This is a genomic window from Vibrio sp. G-C-1, assembly GCF_021728015.1.
Classification (GTDB): domain Bacteria; phylum Pseudomonadota; class Gammaproteobacteria; order Enterobacterales; family Vibrionaceae; genus Vibrio; species Vibrio splendidus.
This window is the reverse complement of the sequence record NZ_JAKKCR010000005.1, coordinates 304,408-317,980: the sequence shown is the minus strand read 5'-3', so window position 1 is coordinate 317,980 and position 13,573 is coordinate 304,408. Positions and strand designations below refer to the sequence as shown.

The window sequence follows — 13,573 nt, the reverse complement described above, 5'->3', positions numbered from 1 at the left end:
TTATTAAAAGTAGCAGGTTTCAAAACGACATAAATACCGCAGAGAGCATCATTGAAGACCACAAAACAAAAAGCCCAACCTCATCATAAGGTTGGGCTTTCGATGCTATTTGCTGACTAATGTATGTGTATCTAACTAACGTATGTGTACCTGAAGACTAATCGCGGTCTCTCTGCCTACTACTGACCAATAACAGGCACTTCATCACTGTAAAGCGGCTCACCCTGCATAATGCTGATTTCAACACGGCGGTTGAGGCTACGCTGCCATTCAGTATCGTTCGGCTCTACTGGCTCTGTGTCGGCCATACCGCGCACTCTCAAGCGTTGATGAGAGAAGCCACGCACCTTTTCCATCTCTTGAGCCACAGACACCGCACGCTGCGATGACAGGTCCCAATTAGAACGATAAAGCTCTGAATCAAGTCTCTGATTATCGGTGTGGCCAGAAATACGAACAATACCTGGTACATCTTTTACCAATTCAGCCACCTGTCTAACCAATGGTCGAAACTTAGGTTGTAGGAAAGCAGAACCCGACGGGAACGCGCCTTTCTCACGAATTCGAATGACGATCTGCTGGCCAAGGTTTTCCACCTCAATCGCGCCTTGGTCGATCTCTCGCTCCAACGCTTTCTTGATACTTTCCATCAAGGTTTCCATCTCTTGCGATTGAGCTTCAGCTTGCTGTTGCTGTTGGTCTGACTCAGAGTTTTGATTGTCGTGAGTTGAAACCTCTGGCGACTTGCCTCCCGTCATCTTGCCTTGGTCACGCATTGTGCCGCCAGCACGCTCAGATTCACCTTCATGAAACTCAAGCGTTTGCTGCGTAATATCAATGGTCTGCTGCATGATCACATCGATCGGAGTCGGCTCTGGGCGACCAGGGCGAAACTCTTGCGCAATGATGCTAGTCCCTTTAGGAATATCTTTCACTTCCAAGCGGTTTTGTACACCAAACGCAAATTTCATCGATCCAGCGATCTGTTTGAACTTCAGTACGTCCATCTCAGAGAATGAGAGCAGCAGTACGAAGAAACACATCAGCAGTGACATCAAGTCAGCAAATGTCCCCATCCATTGAGGTAACCCCGGAGGAGGACATTTGCATGGATTTTCTTCATCCATCTTCAAATCCTCTTACGCGGGTTCACCATCAATCGTGCGCTTACCTTCATTGAGGTAGCTCTTGAGGTAACCATCGATAACTCGTGGGTTCTGGCCATCTTGAATCGCTAATACACCATCCATAACCAAACGACGGTTAAGTGTCTCTTGGTCACGACGCAGCGCAAGCTTGTCCGCAATTGGGAAGAACACCATGTTCGAAAGAATTGCACCGTACAGGGTCGTTAAAAGTGCTACCGCCATCGCAGGGCCGATCGCTTTTGGATCATCCATGTTAGAAAGCATGGCAACCAAGCCAACCAAGGTACCAATCATACCCATCGCGGGTGCTACATCACCAAATGCAGAGAACACCTTCGCGCCCTGCTCATGACGCTCTGTGGTTAATGCGATGTCTTTTTGCAGTGCAGCACGCACCACATCACCATCATGGCCATCTACCAATAGGTCGATGCCCTTTTGCATGAAACTGTTGCTGATTTCCATCTCTTCAAGAGCCAAGAAGCCACCTTTACGTGCTGCATCCGCCATCTCTACCACTTTAGCGATAAGATCTTCAGGCTCATCGGCCTTAAACATAAATGCTTTGCCAGCGATTTTAGTTGCTCCAAAGAATTGTCCCATGGTGAACTTCATTAGAACAACAAACGTTGAACCACCCACCACGATCAAAATGGATGTCGTGTCATAGAACATCCCGAGGCTTCCACCTAGGATCATTGCCATGATTACAAAGGCAAATCCACCAATCAAACCTATTAGGGTTGCTAAATCCACTGAGCACTCCTCATGCTTTTTTGTAGCTCTACGTCGACGATAATCTTTTTATCGGCCAGACTATAAGATCTTTTAGTAAATTCTTGGCCTAAATATCACACTTTTCGTTTTTGAATCACAATTATTGGCTTACTTTGCTCTTATCCTTAGCGCATAAACTCGATAAAGCTAAGGTTATTCAACCAAAGTGAGTTCAAGCCCCTTAAAAAAGAACTTTCTAGCAAAATTTCTTGGTTACATTTGACCATCTCAGCGGCCTAGGGTAACGTTCGTTCATATTTCCAAACGCAGATTTATTATGGCTACTAAGAAACCTGAAAATATGAGCTTTGAAGCGGCTATCGAAGAGCTTGATGGCTTGGTTGATCAACTAGAAAATGGTGATCTAGCTTTAGATGATGCGCTGAAAAAGTTCGAACGAGGCATCTCCCTCGCTCGTGCTGGTCAAAGTAAACTAAACGATGCTGAACAGCGTGTTAGCATCTTACTGCAAAATGATGAAAATGCAGAACTTAGTGACTTTAACCCACAACCAGAATAACGAATTGTATGAGATCCCCTATGATTGAGACTTTATTGTCTTATCAAGCACGTAATAACGAGCAGCTGAACCTTTGGCTTGATCGCCTGCCACACCAAAATCAGAACCTTATCAACGCGATGCGTTATGGGTTACTTTTAGGCGGCAAACGCGCACGTCCATTTCTTGTCTACATTACAGGGGAAATGCTCGGCTGTACCGCTGAAGAACTCGATACTCCAGCTTCTGCAATCGAATGTATTCATGCCTATTCTCTGATTCATGACGACCTTCCAGCAATGGATGACGATGAACTTCGTCGTGGCCATCAGACTTGTCACATCAAATACGATGAAGCAACGGCAATTTTAACTGGCGATGCCCTACAAACTCTCGCGTTTACTATACTTGCGGAAGGCACATTAAGTGCTGACGGGGAAAGCAATCGCGTTCGAATGATTCAACGCCTAGCTGAAGCGTCTGGTGCACAAGGTATGTGCATTGGACAAGCTCTTGATATTGAAGCTGAAAACCGCTCTGTCACGCTAGAAGAGTTAGAAGAAGTTCACCGTAACAAAACGGGCGCTCTAATGAAATGTGCGATTCGTTTAGGTGCTCTGTCTGCTGGCGAAAAAGCGTTTGAAGTGATGCCTCAATTAGATAAGTACGCCGATGCAATCGGGTTAGCCTTCCAAGTTCAGGATGATATTTTAGATATCATTAGCGATACCGAAACTTTGGGTAAACCACAGGGCTCTGACCAAGATTTGAACAAAAGCACCTACCCTTCTTTGTTAGGTTTAGAGGGCGCTCAAGAAAAAGCGCAAACTCTGCTACAGGAAGCGCTTCAAGCTTTGGCTGCAATCCCATACAATACCCAGTCACTCGAAGAGTTCGCCCGATACGTCATCGAGCGCAAGAACTAAGACAATAAGCGCGCATTACCTATGACTCTTGATATATCAAAGTACCCAACTCTTGCTTTGGCTGATAAGCCAGAGGATTTGCGTCTACTTCCAAAAGAGACGCTTACACAGCTTTGTGATGAATTACGTACCTATCTTCTTAACTCGGTGAGCCAGTCAAGTGGTCACTTAGCGTCAGGCTTAGGTACAGTAGAGCTAACCGTTGCTCTGCACTATGTGTACAACACGCCTTTTGACCAATTGGTTTGGGATGTTGGCCACCAAGCCTATCCACACAAGATTCTTACCGGTCGTCGCGACCGCTTGTCGACTATCCGTCAAAAAGATGGACTGCACCCATTCCCATGGCGTCAAGAGAGCGAATACGACACTCTATCTGTTGGTCACTCTTCAACATCGATCAGCGCCGGACTTGGTATGGCGATCAGTGCGAAGAAAGAAGGTAAGAACCGTAAAGTCGTGAGTGTGATTGGTGATGGCGCGATTACCGCAGGTATGGCCTTCGAAGCCATGAACCACGCGGGCGATATTCATAATGACATGCTGGTTATCCTTAACGATAACGAGATGTCGATCTCTGAAAACGTCGGTGCTCTAAACAACCACCTAGCTCAAGTTCTTTCTGGCAGTCTTTACACGTCAATTCGTGAGGGTGGCAAGAAAGTGCTATCAGGCGTTCCGCCGATTAAAGAGCTCGTTCGTCGTACAGAAGAACATTTAAAAGGCATGGTTGTCCCTGGCACCATGTTTGAAGAGTTAGGTTTTAACTACATTGGTCCAGTTGATGGTCATGATGTCAATGAGCTGATTAAAACGCTGAAGAACATGAGAGATCTTAAAGGCCCTCAGTTCCTGCATATCATGACGAAGAAAGGTAAAGGCTACGAGCCAGCTGAGAAAGATCCAATTGGCTACCATGGCGTACCTAAATTCGATCCTGCACATTCAAGTCTGCCTAAGAGCACCAGCTCTAAACCAACTTTCTCTAAGATTTTTGGCGACTTCCTGTGTGATATGGCCGCTCAAGATCCTAAGCTAATGGCGATAACGCCAGCAATGCGTGAAGGTTCTGGTATGGTGCGTTTCTCGAAAGAGTATCCAGAACAGTACTTTGATGTAGCAATTGCTGAGCAACACGCTGTGACGCTAGCAACAGGTATGGCGATTGCCGGTGATAAGCCAATTGTGGCTATCTACTCGACTTTCCTACAACGTGGCTACGATCAACTGATCCACGATGTGGCAATCATGGATCTACCGGTTATGTTCGCTATTGACCGTGCAGGTCTTGTCGGTGCCGATGGTCAAACACACCAAGGTGCGTTCGACTTAAGCTTTATGCGCTGCATTCCAAACATGGTGATCATGGCACCAAGCGACGAGAACGAATGTCGCCAAATGCTTTACACCGGCCACCAGCACACGGGGCCAAGTGCCGTTCGTTACCCTCGCGGTAATGGCATGGGTACTGAGATTCAAAGTGAGTTTACCGCTCTTGAGATTGGTAAAGGTCGTATCGTTCGCGAAAGTGAAAAAGCAAAAGATGGCTCGAAGGTCGCTATCCTGAGCTTTGGTACTTTCCTTGAAAGTGCACTTCAAACCGCAGACGCTATCGATGCGACAGTTGCAGACATGCGTTTTGTGAAACCGCTAGATGAAGCTCTGATCAAACAACTTGCTGCTGACCACGATGTACTAGTGACTATCGAAGAAAACGCGATTGCAGGTGGTGCGGGCGCGGGTGTGATTGAGTTCTTGATGCAAGAAAAACTACTGATGCCTGTTTTAAACCTTGGCCTACCTGACAAGTTTATTGCTCAAGGTACTCAAGGTGAGCTGCATGAAGAGCTTGGCTTAGATGCGAAAGGTATTGAGAAGTCTATCTCCGACTACCTTGCCAAATAGCTTTCACAAGCAAACAGCATAAGCGACAAAACAAAAAAGGTTGGCCCTAGGGTCAACCTTTTTAGTATCTGCTAACTGATAAACTATTCGTTGTTTAGCTGTTAGTTATTAGCAATTAAGCCTGCTTAGCAACAAGGCTTAAGTGCTGGCGCGTCATAGTTCTCTGGTTCGTCAGAGTAGATAGCAACGTTGAAGTTCTCAACCAAGCCTGTCTCTTCAACACACTGCTCTTGGAAGAACTGCTGAATCTCACGACGTTGACAGTGTGCTTCGAATGCTTCGTTGTCCGCCCAGATCTCATTGAATGCAATAGGGAAACTCTCACCCTCTGCAAATGGGCTCTGAATGTGACGAGTCACTGTATATTGGATACAACCGTCTTCACGCATTGTGTTTGGCTCTAGTGATTTCAGAACTTCAAACAACTCGTTCAATTTGCCTTCTTTAGGCTGAAATTGAGCAACACAGTAAACCTTCTTAGACATTGTAATTCCTTGTTTTTATGTATTATTGTTCGTTCTTTAGATATTGATTCTTAAACGAGCCAACCTGAAAAATGAGCCACTGCATACAGCGAAATCGCCGCCATAATACCCGCCACGATATCGTCAATCATGATACCTAAGCCGCCGTGAACTCGCTTGTCTAACCAACCAATTGGCCAAGGCTTTACCATATCGAAAAAACGAAACAGAACAAAGCCGGCGAATAGCCATTTCCAATCATTAACAGGAATACTCAACAACGGCACTAGGCCCATGGTGATCCAAAAGCCCGCAAACTCATCCCATACAATTGAGCCGTGATCGTGCACGCCCATGTCATCAGACGTCACTTGGCATATTTTGATACCAATAATGCAGCTCACAACCACAAGAATGACATAAATAGGGAAAGGTAACTGAACCAGCAATAGATAAAATGGGATCGACGCAAGCGTGCCCATGGTGCCGGGAATAATCGGCGATAAGCCACTACCAAAACCCGTTGCCAATAAGTGCCAAGGATTTTTAAGAGAAATAAGAGAAAGTGGGTTTGTCATCAATTAACCTTAAAGTGATCGTAACCAGTTAAGTTCCAACTCAGTGGTTCACCATTATTGTGTAATTCAAAATATTCTACAGGTCTTATCTGGCCAATGCAGGTGACTTTTGTTCCAGTGTGTGACAAAGCACTTTCCAATGAGCCTTTATTCTCTTCCGGCACAGTAAAGCACAGTTCGTACTCTTCACCACTGGTCAACGCATACTGTTGAGCCGAAGCAATATCGGATGCAAACTGACGTAGTTCTGGAGAAATTGGCAGCGTACTCACATCAATGCTCGCACCAACCTGAGAACGCTTAAGGATATGTTTTAAATCAGCAATAACACCGTCAGAGATATCAATAGCAGACGAAGCAAGGTTCACGAGCGCTTGACCAGCCAATACTCGAGGAACGCTCATATAGTGCCTTTCTTCAAGCTCAAGAGCATAAGGTTTAACTTTGTTCTGTTCAGGGTCTAATATCACCTCTAGGCCGGCTTTGCTATCACCTAGGTTACCCGTGACGTAAATCCAGTCGCCCACTTTAGCGCCATCTCTACGCAGTGCTCGACCTTCTGGTACAAAGCCTTGTACAGTCAATGTCAGACTTAGTGGCCCCTTGGTTGTGTCACCACCAATTAACTGAATACCAAAGTAGTCAGCGAGCTTGAAGAAGGAATCACAGAAGGGAGCAAGCCATTCTTCATCGACTTCTGGCATAGTTAACGCAAATGAAACCCAAGCAGGTGTCGCGCCCATAGCCGCAAGATCACTGATGTTCGAAGCCAAGGCTTTGTGTGCCACCCAAGCTGGGTTTGCTTCCGCTAGGAAGTGAGTGCCCGCCACTAAGGTGTCCGTACTGATCGCTATCTCAACATTGCCCGGCGCTTTGACCAAAGCACAGTCATCGCCAGCAGCCAGATGTACGTCTTTACGTTGTGGTTGTCGATTTACAAAATATTTTTCAATCAGGTTAAATTCGCCAGACATCACATGCCCTATCTTTAGTCTTCATACAAATCACCGTAATTATTGAGATTACAGAAATTTAGTTACAAAAAAGGCCAGCATAAAAGCTGACCTTTAGATTCAATATACGAACGTCTTATTTCTTACGAACGTGTGGTGCAGCTTTATCAAGCACACCGTTAACAAACTTATGGCTGTCTTCTGCTGCAAATACTTTTGCAAGCTCGATAGCTTCGTTGATAACCACTTTGTATGGTACATCTTCGCGACGAGTCATCTCGTACATAGCTAAACGTAGAAGCGCTAGTTCCATCAAATCCAGATCTTGCATAGGGCGAGATACGAATGGACGAAGCTTGCTATCAAGTTCCATGTGGCTAAGAGCAACACCAGTCAGTAAGTCGCGGAAGTATGCAACGTCTGTTTCTGGCATAGCTAGAGCAGGTTCTGCGGCATGATGCTCTTCTTCATCATACTTACCACCAGATAAGAACTGTTCTTCAACGGTAGCAATATTTTCTTTAGTAATTTGCCAAGAATAAATTGCTTGTAGAGCAAATTGACGTGCGTTACGACGTGCGGCTGGTTTCACACTGGCCCCCATTAGGAATCGATTTCAGAAAGAACGTTGATCATCTCAAGTGCGCTAAGTGCGGCTTCTGCACCCTTATTACCAGCCTTGGTTCCTGCGCGTTCAATAGCTTGATCGATCGTATCAACAGTAAGAACACCAAACGCGACTGGAAGCGAAAACTCCAGAGACACTTGTGCCAAACCTTTATTACATTCACTACAAACATAGTCAAAGTGAGGTGTACCGCCACGGATTACTGTACCAAGAGATACAATCGCATCGAACTTACCTGTTTTTGCAACGCGTTGCGCTACAAGTGGAAGTTCTACTGCACCAGGGCAACGAACAACAGTGATGTTGTCTTCGCTTACTTGTCCATGACGCTTTAAAGTATCGATTGCACCAGAAAGTAAACTTTCGTTAATAAAACTGTTGAAACGAGCAATAACGATAGCAATTTTTGCATTTGGCGCTGGGAAGCCACCCTCGATCACTTTCATAAGCCTTCCTTTAACTATTTTCATCAAGTGAGAATCGCCGGATTCTAGCACAAAACTGTGAGCAATATCTAATGCTAATTTAGAAGAACAGACACCGGAGATGTAAAGATGATAACGCAGCACGGCTCTCAACCATATAGGAGCAACCAGTAGTCAAGCTCGTGTATTTAACACGTTTTGAATCGGGCTTAACTACTTTGCTCTTTTGGCAAAACGAATCACCAAAAGAGCTACTGGAATCATCGGTAAATTATGTTGCTATAAACAGAGATATATCGACTTACTCGCAAACATACTCAACAACGTTAAGACCAAAACCACCCAATGCGTGGTAACGCTTAGTGCTTGAAGAAAGCAGACGCATATCGTGCACGCCTAGGTCTTGAAGAATCTGAGAACCGACACCAACACGACGCGAGGTACCTTGCTTCTTCGCCATTGTTGGCTGCTCGTTCTTGTCTTGCGCTTCGAATGTCTTCACTTTGTGAATCAAAGAATCAGACGACTCTTCGTTGCCCAGAATAACCAACACACCGCCTTCATCGCCAATGCGCTTCATCGCTTTATCTAGCGACCAGCTGCGCTCAGTACCACGGTCTGAATGAAGCAGATCGGTGAACGTGTCATGCAGGTGAACACGCACTAAAGGAGCGCCTACAGACAAGTCGCCTTTTTGCATTGCGTAGTGGATCTGGTTATCAATCGTGTCACGGTAAGTCACAAGCTCAAAATCACCAAACTCTGTTGGCAAATGACATTGTGCTACACGTTCAATCGTCGTTTCTGTGTTGTTGCGGTATTCAATCAAGTCAGCAATAGTGCCTAATTTGATATCGTGTTTTTCAGCGAAGACTTCAAGATCAGGGCGACGTGCCATGGTGCCGTCGTCATTTAGGATCTCAACGATAACCGAAGCTGGCTCACAGCCTGCTAGACGAGCTAAATCACAACCTGCTTCAGTGTGGCCTGCGCGTGTTAGAACACCACCTTCTTGAGCTGTCAGTGGGAAGATATGACCAGGTTGAACTAAGTCAGCCGCTTTCGCATCTTTTGCCACAGCCGCTTGAACGGTAACAGCGCGGTCTGACGCAGAAATACCCGTTGTTACGCCCTCAGCAGCTTCAATTGAAACCGTAAAGTTTGTCGTGTATTGAGCATTGTTGTCTTGAACCATAGGCGCTAGACCCATGCGATTTGAACGCTCTTTGGTCAACGTTAGGCAAATTAAGCCACGGCCATACATCGCCATGAAGTTAATCGCTTCTGGCGTCACATGTTCTGCTGCCATGATCAGATCGCCTTCATTCTCGCGATCTTCATCATCCATCAGGATAACCATTTTTCCTAGGCGAATGTCTTCAATAATTTCTTGAGGAGTACTAATTGGCATTGTTCTATATCCTTTGAAATGGTTCTGCTTCCTAGAACCGACACTATTTAAACCTGATGATATTGCTTCGCTTTACAAAGTCTCGCTTAACACACTTTGTACCAACGATTAGGCAAAACCATTCTGCTGTAAGAATTCCATCGTCAATCGAGATTCAGGCTCAGACTCTTGCTGCTGGCCTTGCAGTAGACGCTCCATATAACGCGCTAATACATCGACTTCTAGATTCACTTTACGACCAACATTGAATTGATCAATGGTGGTTTCTGAAGAGGTGTGAGGAACGATAGTCAACTTAAAGGCATTCTTGCGTAAATCATTCACAGTCAGGCTAATACCATCTACGGTGACTGAACCTTTTTGAGCTACGTACTTTGAGATCTCTGCAGGCATTTCTACCCAGAACTCAATCGCACGACCGACTTGATTACGCTCAACAATCTCACCCACGCCATCAACGTGACCCGATACGATATGACCACCGAAACGCGTGGTCGGTAACATTGCTTTCTCTAGGTTGACCTTGTCGCCGGCTTGGTAATCCACAAAACCCGTTTTTTTCAGGGTCTCAAGCGAAAGGTCTGCACTGTAGCTGTGATCGTTATACTCAACGACCGTCAAACACACACCATTGGTCGCGATACTGTCGCCTAACTTAACGTCAGCCATATCAAGATTACCAACATTAACCGTTACGGTGATGTCTTCTCCGCGGGGAGTGATTGCACTCAATGTACCTACGGCTTCTACAATTCCTGTAAACATTTTAAAACTCTTTTTGTTGTCAACAACACGTATGTAGTTGGAGTAACTATTTCTACTGTGGTTTCGTCACGATTTATTTCGCGACTATTGGTTAGCCGCAATTGATTTCGCAATAATAGGCTTCGCGACAATGCGAATATCCACACCAACCTGTCGAACATCTTTGATTTCTAGGTCAATCACATCAGACATTGAAGTGAGCCCTAATGCGCCCATCAAACCTCGTCCGTCACTGCCCATAAGTTTAGGCGCTAAATAGAGGATTAGCTCATCCACTAGCCGTGCTTCAATCAAGCTCTTGGCCAATGTCGCGCCCGCTTCGACCCAAATATGATCAATATGGTTCGCTGGCAATTGACGCATCAGATCGTGCAAATCGAGCTGACCTGCCTTTGTGGTTCCGACTTCAATATCAGCAGACGCTTCAGCGACTCTCAATACCGATGTTGGAGTTTGGAATAACTTGAGCTCAGGACGCAGTTGATTTTGACGATCAAGAATCACGCGAATCGGCTGACGCAGCTCGTCTTCAGCGTAATGATCTTTGATACTGCTTGGCAACTCTGCCCAACGAACATTCAACGACGCGTTGTCTTCAATCACCGTCTGGCTAGTTGATAACACAGCGCCTGATTTTGCTCGGTAGTTCTGGACATCACGACGCGCTTCTGGCGATGTGATCCACTGGCTTTGACCATTTTCCAATGCCGTTTGCCCATCAAGGCTAGCCGCCATCTTTAACTGAACGAATGGCATGCCCGTTTGCATACGCTTGATAAATGCAGGGTTCAAGTCTAGAGCATCTTGCTCTAATAAACCGATTTCAACCTCAATACCCGCATCGCGTAGCATTTTGATACCACGACCTGCAACTTTTGGGTTTGGGTCCTGCATGGCACAAATCACTTTGGCTACTTGAGCTTTAATCAAACCTTCCGCACAAGGTGGCGTTCGACCATAGTGCGAGCAAGGCTCTAGCGTGACATAAGCGGTTGCGCCTTTTGCCTTGTCGCCCGCCATTCGCATGGCATGTACTTCAGCATGAGGTTCACCGGCTTTGGCGTGAAAACCTTCACCAACGATCTGACCGTCACTTTGTACGATGACACAGCCCACATTAGGGTTGGGTGCAGTGGTGTAAATGCCGCGTTTTGCTAACTGAATAGCACGCGACATCATTTGAAAATCTAGGGGAGTAAAGTTTGACATGATTGAGGAGTTAATCCTCTAATTTAGCGATTTCTTCGCCAAACTCTCGGATGTCTTCAAAGCTGCGGTAAACAGAGGCAAAACGAATGTACGCCACTTTATCCAATTCTTTCAATTGACCCATCACAAGATTACCAATCATCTCGCTTGGTACTTCACGCTCACCAGTTGCACGGAGTTGTGACTTAATCGTACTGATCGCAAGTTCAATCGCATCAGCACTCACTGGGCGTTTTTCTAGGGCGCGCTGTACACCACCCACCATTTTATCTTCATTAAATGGTTCGCGGTTTCCATTCGACTTTATGACTTTCGGCATCACAAGTTCTGCCGATTCGAAAGTCGTAAAACGTTCACTACATGCAAGGCATTGACGGCGACGACGAACCTGATGGCCATCGGCTACCAGTCTTGAATCGATTACTTTAGTGTCGTTCTCTGAACAAAAAGGACAATGCATATCACCTCCAAATAATTGAATATCAGTGTAACGGAATTGCCAAACGTTAGGAAAGAAAAAGGGCCAATTAAGGCCCTTTTGTGTGGTGATTCATTGATTATTGCTACTCGATCGCCATTTCAAAAATGAGCTGAGGAGTAAAATTAACGACCAGCGTTAACCGCGGACTAAATAGTTCGCTTTACCTACCCATTTGTAGCTTGTCAGCTCTTCTAAGCCCATTGGGCCGCGAGCATGCAATTTCTGAGTAGACACGGCAACTTCAGCGCCTAAACCAAACTGTGCGCCATCAGTAAAACGTGTTGAAGCATTCACATAAACCGCAGCAGAACCGACAGAGTTAATAAAACGCTCTGAGCTCTCTAGGCTATTGGTCATGATCGCATCTGAGTGACTCGCGTTGTGTACACGCATGTGGTCAATCGCTTCTGCCACATCCGCTACCACTTTCACGCCTAGCGTGTAGCTTAGCCATTCAGTGTCAAAGTCGCCTTCAACCGCATCACGTTGGTCTGAAAAACCTGCTAGCAGTGATTTTGCACTGGCATCGCTAACCAAGGTAACCTTGCCCGCTAAACGCTGTGTTAGCTGCGCTAAGAAAGCTTCAGCAACCGCTTCATGCACTAGCAGCGTATCCAATGAGTTACATGCAGATGGACGTTGAACTTTCGAGTTTTCAACCACATCAACAGACTTCTCCAGATCAGCGCTTTCATCAACGAAGATATGGCTGATACCAAAGCCGCCGATAATTACTGGGATGGTGCTGTTCTCTTTACACATCTTGTGCAGGCCAGCGCCGCCACGAGGAATGATCATATCCACGTAGTCGTCCAGTTTAAGCAGTTGAGAAACGAGTTCACGATCAGGCTTCTCGATGTACTGAACAGAAGCAGCTGGAAGTTCCGCTTTCTCTAATGCAGACTGGATCACTTTAACCAGCTCCATGTTCGAGAAGAACGTCTCTTTACCACCACGTAGAATGCTTGCGTTACCAGTTTTCAGACACAGTGCTGCAATATCGATGGTTACGTTTGGACGCGCTTCATAGATAACACCAACCACACCAAGTGGCACACGGCGGCGAGACAGTGACATACCGTTTTCCAGTACCTTACTGTCCATTTCGCTGCCCACAGGGTCGTTCAGGCTAATCACGTTACGAACATCGTTAGCGATACCGGTTAAGCGCTCTTCGTTGAGCAACAGACGATCTAATAGTGCATCAGTCAGACCTGCAGCACGGCCAAGTTCGATATCTTTTGCATTCGCTTCTAGAATCGTTGCAGCGTTTGCTTCTAGCTCATCAGCGATGATCGCCAATGCTTTATTCTTTTGCGCCGTAGATGCGGTCGCTAGGTGGAAAGCAGCGTCTTTTGCTGCAATACCCATGTTAGTTAAATCCACGTTTAACTCTCCCTAAAT

General features: G+C 45.9%; 15 protein-coding genes. 3 read left to right on the top strand and 12 right to left on the bottom strand.

Features of this window, described 5'->3' with window-relative positions:
* Nucleotides 1–179: 179 nt before the first annotated feature.
* Together L3V36_RS10385 and pomA are read right to left on the bottom strand one after the other, a co-directional pair.
* Complete coding sequence (locus L3V36_RS10385; protein ID WP_004734407.1) at nucleotides 180–1,127, bottom strand: flagellar motor protein MotB; 948 nt, start codon at nucleotides 1,125–1,127, stop codon at nucleotides 180–182.
* A 12-nt stretch (nucleotides 1,128–1,139) separates the two neighbouring features.
* Nucleotides 1,140–1,904, bottom strand: a complete 765-nt coding sequence (gene pomA / locus L3V36_RS10380; protein ID WP_004734406.1) for a flagellar motor protein PomA — start codon at nucleotides 1,902–1,904, stop codon at nucleotides 1,140–1,142.
* Nucleotides 1,905–2,202: 298 nt separating this feature from the next.
* Here pomA and xseB point away from each other — a divergent pair, with 298 nt between their 5' ends.
* The 3 genes from xseB to dxs are packed head-to-tail and all read left to right on the top strand — an operon-like array spanning nucleotide 2,203 to nucleotide 5,255.
* Nucleotides 2,203–2,445: an exodeoxyribonuclease VII small subunit gene (gene xseB, locus L3V36_RS10375; protein WP_004734405.1), complete on the top strand. Its 243-nt coding sequence runs from the start codon at nucleotides 2,203–2,205 to the stop codon at nucleotides 2,443–2,445.
* A 20-nt stretch (nucleotides 2,446–2,465) separates the two neighbouring features.
* Nucleotides 2,466–3,350, top strand: coding sequence for a (2E,6E)-farnesyl diphosphate synthase (ispA, locus tag L3V36_RS10370; protein WP_208775254.1), 885 nt, complete (start codon nucleotides 2,466–2,468; stop codon nucleotides 3,348–3,350).
* Between the two features lie 21 nt (nucleotides 3,351–3,371).
* Nucleotides 3,372–5,255, top strand: coding sequence for a 1-deoxy-D-xylulose-5-phosphate synthase (gene dxs / locus L3V36_RS10365; RefSeq protein ID WP_004734403.1), 1,884 nt, complete (start codon nucleotides 3,372–3,374; stop codon nucleotides 5,253–5,255).
* A 125-nt stretch (nucleotides 5,256–5,380) separates the two neighbouring features.
* On the opposite strand, the gene L3V36_RS10360 is transcribed toward dxs, so the two are convergent.
* The 10 genes from L3V36_RS10360 to L3V36_RS10315 all read right to left on the bottom strand — a co-directional run bounded on the left by L3V36_RS10360 (nucleotide 5,381) and on the right by L3V36_RS10315 (nucleotide 13,555).
* Nucleotides 5,381–5,740, bottom strand: a complete 360-nt coding sequence (locus tag L3V36_RS10360; RefSeq protein WP_208775251.1) for a putative quinol monooxygenase — start codon at nucleotides 5,738–5,740, stop codon at nucleotides 5,381–5,383.
* A gap of 50 nt (nucleotides 5,741–5,790) precedes the next feature.
* Complete coding sequence (gene pgpA / locus L3V36_RS10355) at nucleotides 5,791–6,297, bottom strand: phosphatidylglycerophosphatase A (RefSeq protein WP_004734401.1); 507 nt, start codon at nucleotides 6,295–6,297, stop codon at nucleotides 5,791–5,793.
* Complete coding sequence (gene thiL / locus L3V36_RS10350) at nucleotides 6,297–7,271, bottom strand: thiamine-phosphate kinase (RefSeq protein WP_004734400.1); 975 nt, start codon at nucleotides 7,269–7,271, stop codon at nucleotides 6,297–6,299. Before thiL ends, pgpA begins: the two co-directional genes overlap by 1 nt.
* Nucleotides 7,272–7,386: 115 nt before the next feature.
* Nucleotides 7,387–7,854, bottom strand: coding sequence for a transcription antitermination factor NusB (gene nusB, locus L3V36_RS10345; RefSeq protein WP_004734399.1), 468 nt, complete (start codon nucleotides 7,852–7,854; stop codon nucleotides 7,387–7,389).
* Nucleotides 7,854–8,324 (bottom strand): 6,7-dimethyl-8-ribityllumazine synthase, encoded by a 471-nt coding sequence (gene ribE / locus L3V36_RS10340; RefSeq protein ID WP_004734398.1) that lies wholly within the window; start codon nucleotides 8,322–8,324, stop codon nucleotides 7,854–7,856. The genes nusB and ribE overlap by 1 nt, the downstream gene beginning before the upstream one ends.
* A 280-nt stretch (nucleotides 8,325–8,604) precedes the next feature.
* Nucleotides 8,605–9,714: a bifunctional 3,4-dihydroxy-2-butanone-4-phosphate synthase/GTP cyclohydrolase II gene (ribBA, locus tag L3V36_RS10335; RefSeq protein ID WP_004734397.1), complete on the bottom strand. Its 1,110-nt coding sequence runs from the start codon at nucleotides 9,712–9,714 to the stop codon at nucleotides 8,605–8,607.
* A 108-nt stretch (nucleotides 9,715–9,822) separates the two neighbouring features.
* Entirely contained in the window at nucleotides 9,823–10,479 is a 657-nt protein-coding gene (locus L3V36_RS10330) for a riboflavin synthase (RefSeq protein WP_004734396.1), read from the bottom strand.
* An 84-nt stretch (nucleotides 10,480–10,563) separates the two neighbouring features.
* A complete protein-coding gene (ribD, locus tag L3V36_RS10325) occupies nucleotides 10,564–11,658 on the bottom strand; it encodes a bifunctional diaminohydroxyphosphoribosylaminopyrimidine deaminase/5-amino-6-(5-phosphoribosylamino)uracil reductase RibD (protein WP_208775249.1) in 1,095 nt (364 codons plus the stop codon).
* A 40-nt stretch (nucleotides 11,659–11,698) separates the two neighbouring features.
* A complete protein-coding gene (gene nrdR, locus L3V36_RS10320; RefSeq protein WP_004734394.1) occupies nucleotides 11,699–12,148 on the bottom strand; it encodes a transcriptional regulator NrdR in 450 nt (149 codons plus the stop codon).
* 156 nt (nucleotides 12,149–12,304) lie between these two features.
* Nucleotides 12,305–13,555, bottom strand: a complete 1,251-nt coding sequence (locus L3V36_RS10315; protein ID WP_108189571.1) for a glutamate-5-semialdehyde dehydrogenase — start codon at nucleotides 13,553–13,555, stop codon at nucleotides 12,305–12,307.
* Between the last annotated feature and the right edge of the window lie 18 nt (nucleotides 13,556–13,573).